This window comes from Nisaea sp. (assembly GCF_017640745.1).
Taxonomy (GTDB): Bacteria; Pseudomonadota; Alphaproteobacteria; order Thalassobaculales; family Thalassobaculaceae; genus Nisaea.
The window spans coordinates 1-15,797 of sequence record NZ_JAEPQA010000052.1 but is presented as its reverse complement, the minus strand read 5'-3'; the positions used below and the strand labels follow the sequence as shown (position 1 = coordinate 15,797).

Annotated in this window: 13 protein-coding genes; 5 read left to right on the top strand and 8 right to left on the bottom strand. The window is 64.4% G+C overall.

All coding sequences use genetic code 11. The features are described 5' to 3' along the window. The 7 genes from JJ959_RS20765 to JJ959_RS20735 form a co-directional block, all read right to left on the bottom strand. A partial coding sequence (locus JJ959_RS20765; protein WP_292888263.1) for an ABC transporter ATP-binding protein occupies positions 1–440 on the bottom strand: 440 nt, incomplete at its 3' end. 84 nt (positions 441–524) lie between these two features. Beyond that, positions 525–3,401, bottom strand: a complete 2,877-nt coding sequence (locus tag JJ959_RS20760; protein WP_292888260.1) for a FecR domain-containing protein — start codon at positions 3,399–3,401, stop codon at positions 525–527. A gap of 56 nt (positions 3,402–3,457) precedes the next feature. Continuing rightward, a complete protein-coding gene (locus JJ959_RS20755) occupies positions 3,458–4,822 on the bottom strand; it encodes a tetratricopeptide repeat protein (RefSeq protein ID WP_292888257.1) in 1,365 nt (454 codons plus the stop codon). Between the two features lie 203 nt (positions 4,823–5,025). Beyond that, entirely contained in the window at positions 5,026–6,063 is a 1,038-nt protein-coding gene (locus tag JJ959_RS20750; protein WP_292888254.1) for an NADP-dependent oxidoreductase, read from the bottom strand. 118 nt (positions 6,064–6,181) lie between these two features. Beyond that, complete coding sequence (locus tag JJ959_RS20745; protein ID WP_292888251.1) at positions 6,182–6,811, bottom strand: ATP-binding cassette domain-containing protein; 630 nt, start codon at positions 6,809–6,811, stop codon at positions 6,182–6,184. Continuing rightward, positions 6,808–8,556, bottom strand: coding sequence for an ABC transporter permease subunit (locus JJ959_RS20740; RefSeq protein WP_292888248.1), 1,749 nt, complete (start codon positions 8,554–8,556; stop codon positions 6,808–6,810). Before JJ959_RS20740 ends, JJ959_RS20745 begins: the two co-directional genes overlap by 4 nt. Continuing rightward, positions 8,519–9,751 (bottom strand): ABC transporter substrate-binding protein, encoded by a 1,233-nt coding sequence (locus JJ959_RS20735; protein ID WP_292888245.1) that lies wholly within the window; start codon positions 9,749–9,751, stop codon positions 8,519–8,521. Before JJ959_RS20735 ends, JJ959_RS20740 begins: the two co-directional genes overlap by 38 nt. Positions 9,752–10,036: 285 nt before the next feature. On the opposite strand from JJ959_RS20735, the gene JJ959_RS20730 reads away from it, so the two are divergent. From JJ959_RS20730 to JJ959_RS20715, 4 genes are all read left to right on the top strand, one after another. Continuing rightward, the gene (locus JJ959_RS20730) at positions 10,037–10,834 is read left to right on the top strand and encodes an IclR family transcriptional regulator (protein ID WP_292888242.1); all 798 of its coding nucleotides are present in this window, start codon (positions 10,037–10,039) and stop codon (positions 10,832–10,834) included. Between the two features lie 46 nt (positions 10,835–10,880). Further along, positions 10,881–12,434 (top strand): AMP-binding protein, encoded by a 1,554-nt coding sequence (locus JJ959_RS20725; RefSeq protein ID WP_292888239.1) that lies wholly within the window; start codon positions 10,881–10,883, stop codon positions 12,432–12,434. A gap of 290 nt (positions 12,435–12,724) precedes the next feature. Further along, positions 12,725–14,059 carry a DEAD/DEAH box helicase gene (locus JJ959_RS20720; RefSeq protein ID WP_292888236.1) on the top strand — a complete coding sequence of 445 codons (1,335 nt, stop codon included), beginning with the start codon at positions 12,725–12,727 and terminating at the stop codon, positions 14,057–14,059. A gap of 78 nt (positions 14,060–14,137) precedes the next feature. Next, positions 14,138–14,347: a cold-shock protein gene (locus JJ959_RS20715; protein ID WP_193179698.1), complete on the top strand. Its 210-nt coding sequence runs from the start codon at positions 14,138–14,140 to the stop codon at positions 14,345–14,347. Positions 14,348–14,408: 61 nt separating this feature from the next. On the opposite strand, the gene JJ959_RS20710 is transcribed toward JJ959_RS20715, so the two are convergent. Beyond that, positions 14,409–15,464, bottom strand: a complete 1,056-nt coding sequence (locus tag JJ959_RS20710; protein ID WP_292888233.1) for a dipeptidase — start codon at positions 15,462–15,464, stop codon at positions 14,409–14,411. Between the two features lie 55 nt (positions 15,465–15,519). On the opposite strand from JJ959_RS20710, the gene JJ959_RS20705 reads away from it, so the two are divergent. Continuing rightward, on the top strand, positions 15,520–15,797 hold a 278-nt coding region (locus JJ959_RS20705), incomplete at its 3' end, for a hypothetical protein (protein WP_292888230.1).

The window sequence follows — 15,797 nt, the reverse complement described above, 5'->3', positions numbered from 1 at the left end:
AAATCGGTCAGTTCGAGCTGCGCCAGGGCGTTCGCCACCCGGTCGGAAAGTTCCGACCCGCGCACGCCATCCCGCTTCAGCCCAAAGGCGACATTGCCTTCCACGGTCATGTGCGGGAACAGCGCGTAGCTCTGGAACATCATGTTAACGGGGCGGTCGTAGGGCGGCTGATCCGTCACATCCTCGCCGTCGATCTCGACCGTGCCCTCGCTCGGCGTCTCGAGCCCCGAGAGCATGCGCAGCAGCGTGGTCTTGCCGCAGCCGGAGCCTCCGAGCAGTGAGAAGATCTCGCCCTTGTAGACGTCCAGATCGACACCGGAAACAGCCTCGAACAGGCCGAACCGCTTCACCAGCCCGCGCACGCGGACCATCGGCCGGTTCCGCTCGGGATGCTCCCACGGTTTACCCAGATAAGGATCGACTTTCGCTTGTTCCGACATGCCCCCGCCCCGGTCACAGCACCCTGTTGCCATCACCGTCCGGTTTCGCGGAGACACTGTCAATTCCCGGCGTGACGGGGCCGTCTATTTCTTTCCGCCGAACACGCCTGCGGCAGTGTATCCGGTGCCGGTAATGCGAAAATCACCGCCCAATTCCGGCGGAGGGTTCGTGCTGTCGGTGCCAAATAAAGCACCGCGCATGTCCAAGGTCTTACCTGCAACACTCGAACTGTCCGTCAGACTGAAGGCGTTCGTCGAGCCGGTGTTAATCGTCGTATCGACGGATCCACTTCCGGTGAATGTGTTGCCGTCGAATGCGAAGCTGTTCAGCGTGACGTTGGCATTGCTCGCGGAAAAATCGAGCTGCGCTGAGAATGTCCCGGTCTTCAGGGCCGTCGCACCGGTGTCGATCACCGTGCCGATGACATTTCCCGTATAAGTCGCCGAACCGCTCGTCACCCCGCTGAGGGTTCCGACGGTTGTCGCCACGCCCGCAACCCAGGACGCCATATGCAGGGTCGCATTCTGGTCGCTCATCCGAAGGCCCCAGTAGCCCCATTTCAGGAACTGGCAGGAGGAGCAGAGGTTGAACGACGCGGAGTTGCTGCCGTGAGTCGCGAAGACGCCTTCGATATTCGCCTCGGCACCGGCTGAGATCGTTCCTCCCGTCATCTGCGAGGCAAAGGTTTTGTCTGAGATGTAGGCCGAGATAGAGCCGCTAGTGGTCGAGGTGATCGTGGTCCCGCCGCTGCCCGTCACGGCTACGGACACATCGACGGTATCCGCCGAGGACGACACCGTCAGGAGGCTCGTATTGCCGGCGGCTGTGGTCGTCCGGAACGCCTCAGGCGTTCCCGCAACGGTCCCTGCCCCGGCGGTGAATCCGGTCACGGTATTGCTCGGAAACGTCCGGTCGCTGCCGGAGACCGTCACCGTTCCGGTCTTCTGGACCGTCGTGACCGGATAATAGGTCGTTCCGGCCCCGGTCTTGTCGACCATTCCGGCCGGGACGCTGTTCGAGGTGTCGGCATCCTCGATGGTACTGAGAACGAAATAGTTCGGGCCGCCGGAACCGAAGAAATCCTTGCCGCTGCCGTCGTCGGCGCTGAAGGCGCCGCCCTTGTAGAATTGCGGTGCGGCCGTGCCCGCATTGTCCGCCATGCCGTAGGCGAAGCCGGACACATGTTCTGTCGAGCCGCCGACATTGACGCGCCCGATCACCACACTGCCGATCGAGGTGCCGCCCGAGGCGTCATATTCGAACGAGCTGGAAACGAAGGGTTTCTCCGTCGCCGTGCTGCTCCAGTAGATCGTGCCCGCCGGTTCCTTGTTCGATGCCAGCCCGGATACCGTCGTCCGCGCGAATGGCAGGCTGTCGGTGAAGAACGGATCGCGGAGCAGCTTGTATGTCGTCGCTCCGGTCGGAACGGAACCGGTATAGGCCTTGCCGAAGAAGACAAGCTCCTTCTGGCCGTCGACATTCAGCGTATAGGAGACGAAATCGGGATCGCCCGTGTGATTGATCGGACCGTCGACGCTGCTCGGCGTCACCCCCGCGATCTGCGTCGAGCAGTCGAGGGAAGAGGGACAGGCACTGAGCTGGGTCGGCGAGGAGGTGGTCGGCCCCGGATAGAACAGCTTGTAGGCACCCGCCGTGGTCGAGGCGTTGACCTGACCGCCGACCCCCTGATCCGAACCCGAGGCGGTTGCCGAGGAAAACCGGCGATTGCCGAGTGTCGAGACCGAGTTGGTCGTATCCGCTCCAACCGTCGAGAAACTCGCGCCGCCGCGGAACGCGAACCCGGAATAGGTACGGGAAAACGATACCGGGCTGGGCGTCGATCCCGTATCCGTCAGGGTCTCCACTACGACGACAGGCGGCGGCGCCACCGGCTCTGTCGGCGCGACCGGTGCCGGTGCCGGTTCCGGTTCCGGAGCCGGAGCCGGCGCGATGGTTATGAAATCCTGCGGCCGGTCCTGCTCGGGCCGCGGCGGAGGAAGATCGAGATTTTCCGTATCGCGCCGCAGCCGTTCGCCAACCGGGACGCCAGTGACACCCTCGGCACGAACCGCGACTTGCTGTTGCTGCTGCCTCTCCTGGGTCGCGAGCCGTTCTGCACCGGAATCGATCTCGCGCGTCAGATCGCTCCGGGTACCGGCATTCGCGCCTGCCGTCTGCTGCTGTCCGGAGTTCCCGGTCGAAACGGACCGCTCCGTCGCTCGCTGCCCGAGCGCCTGCCCTTGCGACGGTGCGGCATCGCGTTCCGCGCTTTCCGGGGTCGCGTCGTCCGCGGCGGCAACCTCTGTCGCTCCGGCCTCGAAGGCCTGAAGCCGCCGGTTCAGGGCTTCCGGGGTGCGCCTCTGCGGCTCGGACGGCGCCGCACCCGGAGCGGAAACCGCAATGAAGGTTCCCGGGGTCGTCGTGGTCTGTATGGTACCGTTGACCTCGAGGGTCATCTCGCGCCCGAACAGGAAATCAACCTCGATTCCGCCCGCGGGCTCGACCGAGATCACCGCGATGCCGCCGCGAATACCCATCGTGCCGACCGGAGTCTTGAACTGCACCGCGCGCTTCTTGCTGATCCGCCCGCCGACGAAGCGGACGATGCCCTTGGTCAGGCTGACCGCCATGTCGCCGGACCGTGCATCCGGATCGTAGACGAAGCGGTCGATCACGAGATCCGATTTCGGCCCGACGGTCATCGAGGAGCCGTCTTCGAACAGGAGTTGCGCGCGCCCGCTCTCGTCGGTGGAGACCTTCTCCTCGAAGAACATCGTCGTCCCGGTGGAGAGCACCCGCGTCTCTTCGTTCGGCGGCGTGCCGAGAGCCTCGGTCGTCGTGCCCGAGGCAACGCCGATGGAGCGATTGGATGCAGCAGCTTCATGCCCCGCCAGCGCAAGGCCGAGCACGGTCAGGGCCGTTGTCCGGAGAGCCACGTTCAGAAGGCTGTTCTTCGCCATGTGTCCACCTCTCTCTTGTCGCCCGCCGCGGTTTGCGGGCCGGTGATGTTCCTCGCTCAAAACTGGACGGCCAACCCCATTGTGAAGGCCCAGTTGTCGTATTCGTAATTCGTCAGAGTCGAGTCGACCTGCTTGTAGAGACCGCTCGCGACCAGGGACACGTTCTCCCGGAGGCGCACGCTGCCGATGAGCTGCACCTGCCACTCCGTATCCTCCCGCGTGACGTCGGGATCGATCGAGGCGAGCGGGGCGTCATAGGGAACGGAGGCGGCCTTGGCGGTCGCCGACAGGCTCCAGGGCCCCGTGTGTTGCGGAATGGGGGATTCAAAGATCCGAGTCAAAGTCGCTGACGCCTCGTACCGCCAGCTCCGCCGGCCGGCGGCATCCGCCTCGTCGCGCGTCACCGACCCATTGACCGAGAGCCGCATGTCCGGCGTCAGGATCTGGCTGACCGACACTCCGAAATAGCCGCGGGGTCCGTTCAGCTCTTCCTTGTTCGTCGGATAATCGTCGGTGTCGTTGTAGTTCCGGTGCGTCAGAAAGGTCTCGAAATAGAGCCCCGTCTCGGGACTGACGACATAGTTTCCGTCGAGGCCGGCGCCGTAGGACACGTAATAGAGATGATCGTCCAAATCGATGATGTCGGCGCGCAGGAACGGCCGGAGATCCAGGCCGCGTATCAGATCGGGATCGACCGTAAAACGCGGACCGGAGCGGAACTGCAGGAGCGAGGTGTCGAGCTGATCCTGTGTCGTCTGGTTCGACAGGTAGCCGACAAGCTCGTTTTCGAGTTCGACCCGCGGTTCGACGCCGAGATCGTAGTAATGCAGCAGCCGGACGGACACGAACTGGTCGACATCCGGCTGGTTGGTGAACTGGCTGTCGAGATCCGCGTCGAGGCCGAGCACGCGGACCTTCCCGCTCGCCGGCCCGGCGTTGGCGTTGCTTTGATGGCGAATGCCGGCGAAGACCGAACCCCGGAAACGGTGCGGCGAGGTCTGATCGTCGATCGCGTCAAGAAATTCAGCGACCCGTTCCTTGACCAGCTCTGGCGCCGCCGGGTCGTCCCTCACCTCCTCCAGATAGCCTTTGGCGACCTGGTAAGACTTGAGGCGGAAATAGAGCACCCCCAGTTCCATTCTCACCCGGGGCAGGTCGGGATCGATCAGCAGCATCCGTTCCAGGGTTGCGATCGCACCCTCGTAATCTCCGATCCGGATGGCGAGCAGGGCGAAGGTGAATGCCTTGTCGAGATTGCCCGGATCCTTGAACATGGACCGGAAGGCCTCGTCGTAGGCCACTTCGATTTGCGTCCGGTCCTCTGCCGCGGGCGCGGCGTATTGCGCTTCGGCTCCGAAGGCAAACGTCCAGAGCAAGAGACCGAGCGCCAGACTTCGGGCAAGCGTCACGAAAGGATTCATACCGACCGAACCGCCTTGCGGCGAGCAGCGGCACGCAATTTCCTCGTCCGGTCAGTCATGAACATCGAAATCCTTGTTCGGATCTAAAAATCGCAAGCCAATGCTTACAATTTTATATTAAGTTTTCCTGAACAAGCGGGCGGTGGCGAACACCACACGCCGTTATTCTCCCCAAGCGAATAATACGCGAAAATCCCGCAGCGTTAAGACGTCGTCGGGTCGGCGCCGACCTTGACCACCATCTTTCCGAAGTTGCGTCCCTTCAGGAGACCGATGAAGGCTTCCGGTGCCGCGTCCAGCCCCTCGACGATATCCTCGCGGTATTTCACTTTTCCGTCGGCGATCCAGCCGGCCATGTCGCGCGCGAAATTCGCATAGTCGGAAGCGAAATCGTAGACGATAAAACCTTGAATTCTCAGACGCTTGGTAAGCACGGCCCGCATCAGCGGCGGAACCTTGGTCTCCATCTCGGGAAAGCTCGTCGCGTTATAGAAGGCGATCGTCCCGCAGACCGGCATACGGGCAAACTGGTTGAACAGGGGGAAGACGGCGTCGAACACCTTGCCGCTGACATTCTCGAAATAGACGTCGATCCCGTCCGGGCAGGCGGCGGCGAGTTGGGCCGCGAAATCCGGCGCGCGATGATCCACCACCGCATCGAATCCGAGCTCGTCCTTCACGAAGGCGCATTTGTCCGGACCGCCGGCGATGCCGACAGCGCGGGCGCCGCGAATCTTCGCGATCTGTCCGACCGCCGAACCGACCGGACCAGACGCGGCGGCGACCACCACCGTTTCGCCGGCTTTCGGCTGACCGATGTTCTTCAGCCCCGCATAGGCCGTCAGCCCCGGCATGCCCAGCACGCCGAGCGCGGTCGAGATCGGCGCCGCCTTCGGATCGAGCTTGCGCAGTCCGGCACCGCCGGAGATTCCGTAGCTCTGCCAACCGATGCGGTTGAGCACAAAGTCTCCCGCCGCGTAGTCGGGGTGGTTCGAAGTCACGACCTCGGCGACCGTCTCGCCCTCCAGAACACCGCCGATCGGCACCGGCGCGGCGTAGGACTTCGCGTCGCTCATGCGGCCGCGCATGTAAGGGTCGAGAGAGAGATAGATCGTCCGCAAAAGCAACTCGCCGGGACCGGGCTCCGGCACGGCCACCTGATCCAGGCGGAAATCCGACGCTTTCGGCTCGCCCTCCGGACGTGATGCCAGAAGCCAGCGGCGGTTCATGCGATCGGTCATGGCGTGGTCTCCCTCCTCTGCCCTCGATCTGGATAGCCTTCCCGGCCGCTTCCGGTCCAGAGCCGAACCGTGATGTCTGTCCTGCGGCAGAAAGAAGAAAGCGCATAAAGACGGGAAGCTACAGCGCGAGTTCGACGACCGGTCCGCCCGCCGCCTCCGCGTCTTCGGCATCGTGCGTGACAAGGATCGTCGGCAACCCCGCCTCGCGCAGCCTCTCGAAGGTGAAACTCCGGATATCGGCGCGCAGATGCCGGTCGAGCTTCGAGAACGGCTCGTCCAGCAGTGCGGCCCGCGGCTCCGAAAGCAGCAACCGCAACAGTGCCGCGCGGGACGCCTGGCCGCCCGAGAGCGTCGCGGGGTCCCGATCCGCAAAGCCTTCGAGGCCGAAACGGGCAAGCGCCTCCGCCGCACGGGTCTTGCGCACGGGCCGTCCCGCAGGCATGCCGAAGAGCAGGTTTCCGCCGACGCTCAGATGCGGGAAAAGCATCGGATCCTGGAACAGCAGACCGACGTGACGGGCCTCCGGCGGCGCGTGCGTGATGTCGGCGCCGTCGAGCAGCACCCGCCCCGTGGCCAGGAAAGGCGCCGTCAGGAAACCGGCAATGAAAGACAACAGGGTCGATTTGCCGGACCCGGACGGCCCCATCACGGTCAGCACCTCGCCCGGCGCAACGGCCTTATCCAGTGTCAGCAATTCTCGGTTTTCAAGCGCGATCCTGACGCCCTCAAGGACAAGCCCGCCCGTCATTGCACAGCTCCCAGCATGCCGCGCCGGTGGCGCCAGAGCAGCCTCGGCGCCGCGAGCGCGAGGGCAAAGCCGAGGACCGGAAGCACGGCCTGGGTCAGCGCCCAGGCCCCGATGAGCCTCCGGTCACCGCCGGCCGCCAGCGCGATCGCCTCGGTCGTGACCGTATCGAGCCGTCCTGCCCCGAGCAGACGGGTCACGAGATACTGCCCGATGCTGACCGCGAGACCGACCGCAAAGGCCGCGAGCGTCGGAGTGAAAACCATCGGCAACGTCACCTTCCAGAAGACCCGGCTCTCGGAGTGCCCCAGCGTCCGGGCGAGCCGGCTCCAGGCCGGATCCAGGCGGCGGTAGGACTCGGAGAGCGTCAGATAGACATAGGGCAGCACGAAAATCACATGGCCCGCCGCCACCAGTCCGCCACCCGGCGCGATCCCGATCAGTTCCGCCAGCAGGACCAGGCCAAAGAGAAAGCCGATCTGCGGCACCAGGAGCGGCAAATAGAAGACCAGCTCCAGCGCCCGGCCTGCCCGGCGTCCGGTCCGGCGCTCGTTCTCAAGCATCGCAAGCACCAGCGCAAGCGAGAGGCCGGTTGCCGCCAGAGCGATCCAGATAGTCGCGCCAAGCGGACCGGACGCCGTATCGCCGACGCTCTGCCAGTGCTCGAGCGTCCAACGGCTCGGGAATGGATCGGGGAAACGCCAGACCCGGGCAAAAGCGCTCAGCCCGAGAGCGAGAATGCCGAGGCCCGCGCTGAGCAGAAGCGCCGGAAACAGAACGCGGCCGAGCAGTCCCAGCCCCTGCTCCGCCAGAGTGCGGTTGCCGGATTCGATCCATCCGCGGCCGAGTGTGATCAAAATCCGTTCGGCCGCGACCCAGAGCGCGATGGCGGCGGCGGTGACGCCGAACTGCAGAACCGCCCCCGCAGCCGCGATGAGCCGATAGTCGAGTTCCGGATCGTTGGACCAGCGCAGCACCTGAACCGCGAGCGGCGGCGGCGAAACCGGCCCGAGGATCAACGCCACGTCGATATTGGCCGAGGAATAGGCGATCACCGCATAGATAGGCAGACGGAGGAGCGGATAGAGCGCCGGGACCACCGTCTTGAACCAGGCGGCGATCCGTCCGTAACCGAGCGCCCGCGCCATCCGCATCCGCTCCACCGCATGGATCTGCGCCAGTGGTGCCAGCGCCACGAGCAGAAGGAACGGTACCTCCTTCATCACCAGCCCCGCCATCAGGGAAAGCCCGAGTTCGTCCTGGACGATCAGCAGATCCGGCGGGCGCTGCCAGCCGGTCGCCCAAGGCGACAGGAGCCTGGCGAGAAACCCGGAAGGCGCAATCAGGAAGGCGAGCGCAAAGGCCGCCGCAGCATGCGGGACCGCAAGCAGCGGCGCGATCGCCTTACGCAACCAGATGAAGGCCCGGGTCTCGAAGAACACCGCGAGAAAAAGCATCGCCAGAGCGAGCGAGAGACCCGCCGTCACAATACCCGAGGCAAACGACAGCAGAACCGAGCCGCCAATCCCCGGCCAGCTCAGGAGATCCCGCCAGACCGCGAGACCGAACGCATCGTGGCCAAGCGCCGGCAGAAAGCCGAAGGACGGAACCAGCGCGCCGAGAGCTCCGGCGGCGACGGGCCCCGCGAGAATGGCGGCAACGAGATAGGGAGCGGCTCTCAGCATGAAACCGGCACGGTAACGGTCGAAATCACCGTACTGCGTAGCGCCGGTTCCACTCCTCCTCAAGAGCGTCGGTCCAGCTCGGATGCGGTTCCGCCAGCATGGCGCCGAGCCGATCCGCCGGAATGGCAGCCGGTCCGAGATCCATTTCGCGGAAAGCCTTCGCCTGTTCCGGGGTCAGTTCCTCCAGGTCGAGCACGGTCGCCGAACCCCAGTGCTCGGGATCCTGCTTGCGCAGCTGCGCCTCGGGCGAGAGGAGAAAGTTCGCCAGCACCATCGCGCCGTCCCGGTGCGCCGCGTTGAACGGGATGGCGAGGAAACTGACATTGCCGATGGTGCCCGCGTCGAACACGTAATTCCTGACGGTCTCGGGCAACTCGCCACTTTCGATTCCGGCGGTCGCCTCCGACTGGCTGAAGGCAAAGGCGATGTCGATCTCGCCGTCGCTCATCAGCCGGCGCATCGCGCCGGCATTGGCCGGGAAGCTCCGCGCCTGACGCCAGAGATGGGGATGCAACGCGTCGAGATAATCCCAGAGCGGCGCGGTGACCGATGCGAAATCCCCCTCCGCAACCGGACGGTAAAGCGCATCGACGGAACTCGCGCGCTCCAGAAGGACCTGCTTGAGGAAGGTCGTGCCGAGAAACGACGGAGGCAGCGGATAGGTAAAGCGTCCCGGATTCGCCTTCGCCCAAGCCAGCAGGGCGTCGCTGCTGCGCGGCGGCTCGGGGAGCACCGCCTCATCGCGGTAGAAAACAAGACGCGCCCGCGCCCACGGCATTTCCAGACCTTCCACGGGCACACCGAAATCGAGCGCCAGATCGGGACTGTTCGCCGGGTCGGTCAAATTGTGGTTCGGCAGCGCCTCGATCCACGGTCCGTGCAGCAGCCCGTTCCGCTTCATCGCGGCGAAATTCTCGCCGTTGATCCAGATGAGGTCGATCGCGCCGCCCTCGTTCCGGCCCGCTGATTTTTCCGCCAGCACCCGGGCGACAGCCTCCGCCGTGTCCGTAAGCTTCACATGAACGAGTTCGACACCGTAGCGCTCCGATACCTGTTCCCCGGCCCAGGCGATGTAGGCATTGATGCGCGGATCGCCACCCCAGGCATTCCAGTAAACCGTCTGCCCCTTTGCGGCGTCCAGAACGCGGCTCCATTCCGCCGCCGGCGAGTCGGCCCTTGCCGGTGCGACGGACGAGGCGACAGCTGCCGCCAGCAGCAAGGGAAATGCGAGGAATGTCAGACGACGCGTCAAGAGCACGACAAGATCTCCGTTACTTTCTCCGGGAGGGATGCGGCGCGCACGCTAGTATAGCTTTCCCCCGTCCCGAAATGACATCGCCGCGAGGGCGGCGCGATCAGCGCGCGGGAACCGGAGGACGGACAGGTCAGTTTCGACACGCGGAATTCCGTTCCGCAAATTGACCAGCTCGCGCCCGACATGGCATATTTCCCGAAACTCGCCCATGTCGAGAGGCGGGGCCGGGAAGAGGGTCCCCGGCACAGAAAAAGGAAACGACCAGACACAATGTCCCAAGACAACGATTTGACTGAAGACGGCAAAGACCGCCAATTCGTTACCGCCCTCGCCCGAGGCCTCGAAATCCTGAGGGCGTTCCAGCCGGGCGACGGCGGGCTCGGCAACCAGGATCTCGCCGAGCGCACGAAACTTCCGAAACCGACGGTCTCTCGCCTGACCCATACGCTGCGAACCCTCGGCTATCTGACCTTCGACGAAAGCACCGGGCTCTATCAGCTCGGCCCGAGCGTGCTGTCCCTCGGATATTCCTTTCTCGCCAATCTCGATATCCGCGCGCGGGCCCGTCCGCTGATGCAGGAAATGGCGAACGATGTCGACGCGGCGATCTCTCTCGGCACGCGCGACCGTCTGACCATGCTCTATCTCGAGACCTGCCGTGGCGACGGGGCGCTCACGCTGCGCCTCGATGTCGGCTCCCGCATTCCGATCGCCGAAACAGCAATGGGCCGCGCCTTCCTCGCCGCGCTGCCAGAGGACGAACGCGAGTATCTGATGGATCACATCAGGCGCAAGGATCCGGACAAGTTCCCGAAGCTGAAGGACGGCATCGACCAGGCGGTCGAGGATATTGCGACACGCGGTTTCACGCTCTCGCTCGCCGACTGGCACAAGGACGTGCATGCGGTTGGAGCGCCGGTTCTGCTGCCCGACCGTTCGGCGATCTTCGCGCTGAATTGCGGCGGCCCCCGCTTCCTTCTCTCCAAGGAACTCCTTGAAGAGGAACTCGGGCCGCGCCTCGTGCATCTCGCCGAGACGCTTACCATGGGCGGCCAGGGTTTCCGTGTCGTCGCCGCCAACCCCTGAGACCTGACCGGGCCCTCATCCAGACCCGCATCCGAACGGACCGAGAATGACCAGCACTTTCGAACGCAGCTTTCCCGAAGGCTCGTACCTGCACGCGATCGTGGATCGCAGGGCGGAGGACGCGGCCGACCGCATCCTGGTCAGCGACGACACCGTCTCGCTCGACGGCAAGGGACTGAAAGCGGCGGTCGAGCGCGCCGAGCGGGCGCTGCGTGATTACGGCGTCAGGGGCGGTGACCGCGTGCTTCTCGTGAACGAGAATTCCGTCGCCCTGCAGGTTCTGATCTTCGCGCTGTCGCGCCTCGGCGCCTGGACCGTTCTCATCAATGCCCGCCTCACCGGTGCGGAGATCGGCAAGATCGCAGAGCATTCGGGCGCCCGGACCACGATCTACACGACAGCCGTCTCGCCCGATGCGGCCGCACATGCAGAGGCCGCCGATGCCGTGCCGTTCGATATCGGCCCCGTCGGAGAGCTGAAGATCGCGCCGCTGAACGAAAATGCCATGCCCGAGCCTCTCGATGCGGACGGCAGAAGCCAGGTCGCGGCACTGATCTATACCTCCGGTACGACGGGACAGCCGAAGGGCGTGATGCTGACCCACGACAACCTGCTCTTCATCGCGGAAGGGTCCGGCAGCATCCGCAAGATCGGACCGCGTGACCTCGCCTACGGCGTATTGCCGACCTCCCACGTCTTCGGCCTCGCCTCGGTGTTTCTCGGCACGCTCGCCCATGGCGGGCACCTACGCACCGTCTCGCGCTTCGTTCCGGTCGAGACGGCACGGGCGCTTGCAGAGGACGGTGTGACCATCTTCCAGGGCGTGCCGGCGATGTATGCGCATCTGCTGGAGCTCGCGGCCAAGCGCGGGGCGCCCCTGCCCGCACCGAACCTGCGCTACCTCTCCGCCGGCGGCGCACCGCTCGATCTCGCGATCAAGGAGCGGGTGGAGAAAATGTGGAACCAGCCGCTGCATAACGGCTACGGGCTGACGGAGACCTCGCCGACTGTGACCACCACACGGATGGAGGCTCCGGCGTCCGACGAAACCGTCGGACCGGTGCTTCCCGGCGTCGAGTGCCGGATCGCCGATCAGGAAAGCGGACTGCCACGCGCGACAGGAGAGGTCGGGGAGATCTGGGTGCGCGGCGCCAATGTGATGAAAGGTTATTATCGCGACCCGGAACAGACCGCGAAGGTGATGACCTCCGACGGATGGTTCAAGACCGGCGATCTCGGACGGATGGACGCGGACGGAAACCTCTATGTCGTCGGCCGCCTGAAGGAACTGATCATCCGTTCCGGCTTCAATGTCTACCCCGCTGAAGTCGAAGGCGTGCTCGCCGCGCATCCCGATATCGCCCTCTCGGCCGTCGTCGGACGGAATGCCGGAGACAACGAGGAGGTGGTCGCCTTCGTGCAACCCATTGCCGGGCGATCCATCGACAAGGCCGCCCTGGAAAGTCACATGCGGGCCAACCTTGCGCCCTACAAATGCCCGAGCCACTACGTCTTCCTGGAGGCGCTTCCGGCAACCGCTACGGGCAAAATCCTGAAGGCTCAACTGAAGCAGAAAGCCGAAAGCCTCAACACTGCCTGACCCGTTCACGGAACCGTGAACGGTCCGGCGCAGCCCCGCCATGCGAAATCAAGTCCTTGACTTCTCGGGCATTAACCACCACTCCTATTGGCGACGCGGGGTGATCGCGCGACGGTTTGCCGCATGGTTGACCTTCTGTCACGCCGCAATTGGATGAAACTCCGTTAGCTCCAGGTGCGCGTGGAAGACGGTCAAATACGAAGCCCTGTCTATGGTTTCCGGACCCGATAGCGCCCCGTTGTAATGGACTCAATGACTCTGTGACCTATCAGACTTTTTCAGAGCTCGCCTTGTGCGAGCCCATCCTGCGTTCCCTGAAGGAAGCGGGATACGAAACCCCGACCCCTATCCAACAGCAATCTATCCCCCTGCTCCTCGAGCGCCGCGACCTGCTCGCGATCGCGCAGACGGGCACCGGGAAGACGGCCGCATTTTCGCTGCCGATCCTCAATCAGCTCGCGGAGGCCGACAAGGCCGGCCGCCGCAAGCCCGCGCCGAAATCGGTGCGTGTGCTGATCCTCGCCCCGACCCGCGAACTGGCGGTTCAGATCGGCGAGAATATCGCGGTCTATACCCGGCACCTGCGCTTGAAGCAGGTCGTCATCGTCGGCGGCGTCTCTTTCGGACCGCAGCGCGCGGCGCTTGCCCGCGGTACGGACATCCTCGTCGCCACTCCCGGTCGCCTGCTCGATCTCGTGCAGCAGAACTGCGTGCTCCTCGACGGGGTCTCGCACCTGGTGCTCGACGAAGCCGACCGGATGCTCGACATGGGCTTTATCCATGATGTGCGCAAGATTGCCCAGCTGGTGCCGTCGGCCCGGCAGAGCCTGCTCTTCTCGGCAACCATGCCGCCGAAGGTCGAGCAGCTGGCTCAGTTTCTCCTGAACGACCCTGCCCGTGTCGAAGTGACGCCGGAGCAGCTGACGGTGGAGCGCATCCACCAGACCGTTCATCACGTTGAGGCCGCCTCGAACAAGAAGAGCGTGCTTCTCAAGGTGATGAGCAATCCCGAGTACAACAAGGTGATCATTTTCACCCGGACCAAGCATAAGGCGGACCGCATCTCCAAGATGCTGACCGCCGAAGGTATCGAATCCGAAGCCCTGCACGGCAACAAGACCCAGAGCGCCCGTCAGAAGGCCCTGAAACGGTTCAAGCAGGGCGCCGTGCGCGCCCTTGTCGCGACCGATATTGCCGCGCGCGGGATCGATGTCAGTGACGTGACTCACGTGATCAATTTCGAACTGCCGAACGAGCCGGAAAGCTACGTGCACCGCATCGGCCGCACGGCGCGCGCCGGCACCGACGGTGCCGCCCTCTCGCTCTGCGATCCGGACGAATTCGCCTATCTGCTCGATATCGAGCGCCTGACCGGCCAGCGCATCGAGGTGGTTGGCGGAACGGCTCCGGAACGGCGTCCGGCAAACGACGGCGGCAATCGTCCGAACGGCTCCCGCAAGAGCCGCGGACGGCGGCGCAGCGGACCGCCTTCCGGCCAGAAATCCGGCGGACAGCAGCAGAAGTCCGGCGACAAGCCGAAGCGGCAGCAACATCACGGAAAGCCGAACGGCGGGGGTGAAGCGCCCCTCCGCCGCAAGGCCTCTAAACGTCGCGAGGCCGCATAACCTCGCGATCGGGTCACGGCCGATCCGGGGGCACCGGACCGGCTTGGGTCATGGCATTGATTTGATAAGGAGACGAAAATGCCGACAGGAACAGTTAAGTGGTTCAACACCACCAAAGGCTATGGCTTCATTAAGCCGGACGATGGCGGATCCGACGTGTTCGTGCACATCACGGCGCTGCAGACCGCCGGCCTGACCGACCTGCCGGATGGCACCAAGATCAGCTACGAGCTGGAAGAAGATTCCCGCCGTGGCCGCTCTTTCGCCGCCAATCTGAAGGTCGACTGACCGACTTTCTATCCCGGACCTCCTTCGCGGGGGTCCGGGATATCCTGTCTCGCTCCCGGGCTCAGATCCCGGTCCGCTCCAGCAGCGACAGCCAGTTCTCCGCAGCGATCTTGCGGATCAGTTCCTCGCCATAGCCCGCCAGACGATACCGGTCGATGAGATGCGGCAGACCTGCCGCGTCGCCGATCGCATCCGGCACGGTGCAACCGTCGAAATCCGAGCCCAGCGCGACACCGTCCTCGCCAAGCTTCTCCAGAAGATAGTCCGTGTGCGCGACCACCTGGTCGAGGTCGGTCGCCGCGTTCTGCTGCCCGTCGGGGCGCAGGAACCCGACATGGAAATTGATCCCGACGAGGCCTCCGCTCGCCCGGATCGCCTCGAGCTGACGGTCGGTAAGGTTGCGCGGCGAGGGACAGATCGCGTGCACGTTCGAGTGCGATGCCACCAGCGGCTTGGTCGAAAGCCGGGCGACGTCCCAGAACCCCTTCTCCGTGATATGCGAGAGATCGACCATGATGCCCATGGTGTTGCAGGCACGGATCAGGTCGCGTCCCGCATCGGTCAGACCGGTACCGGTATCGGGCGAGGACGGGAAATTCATCGGCACGCCATCGCCGAAATCGTTCTTCCGGCTCCAGACCGGGCCGAGCGACCTCAGACCCGCCTGATAAAGACCGTGCAGGTTGGAGAGGTCGGTCTTCAGGCACTCGACGCCCTCGATATGCAGGATGATCGCGAGCTTGCCGTCCGCCATCGCCAGACGCGCCTCGGCAACCGAACGGGCGATCACCACGGCCCCGCCGGACAAGGCTTCAACGCTCTTCGCCATCTCGATCATGCGCCGGGTGAAGGGCTCGGCGACCGCACGCGAGACCGGGGCGAAATTCGCAGGATCGCGCGGCGACAGTTCCAGAGACCCATCGTCCGACATGCGTGACGGCGTGAACATGGCGAAGAGGCCCCCGCAGAGCCCGCCCTTCCGCGCGCGCGGCAAGTCGATATGGCCACTCTTGCCCTCCTCGAAGAAACTCCGCGCGTCGCGCCCCTCCTCGCCAAGGACGAGGCGAAGCAGCGTGTCATTGTGGCCGTCGAAAACAGGAACAAGAGCATCGGTCATCGGGAATCCAGCCGGTCGATTCAGAGAACAGCATGACGGCGCGGGGACGAACCGGATGGACAGTACCATCGCGGGCCGGAAGGTCCCGGTGCCGGTCTTAAGGTTTGAGGCGGCATCTTCGCGCCCGCCCCGTCAATTTTCCAGTTCGATTTCCGGAGATGTCGGGGACGCAGAGTCGAACGTCTCGATCTTAACGGAAATTTATCCGGAAACCGGAACCAAGAGACATCAGAAAGTCACGGAAAAGCAATCACTTCGTTACGGGACTCACCTAGACAGACGGCGCGGCGCGGAACGCGTGGCGGATGGCATCGGAGGCGCAGGGAACACCAG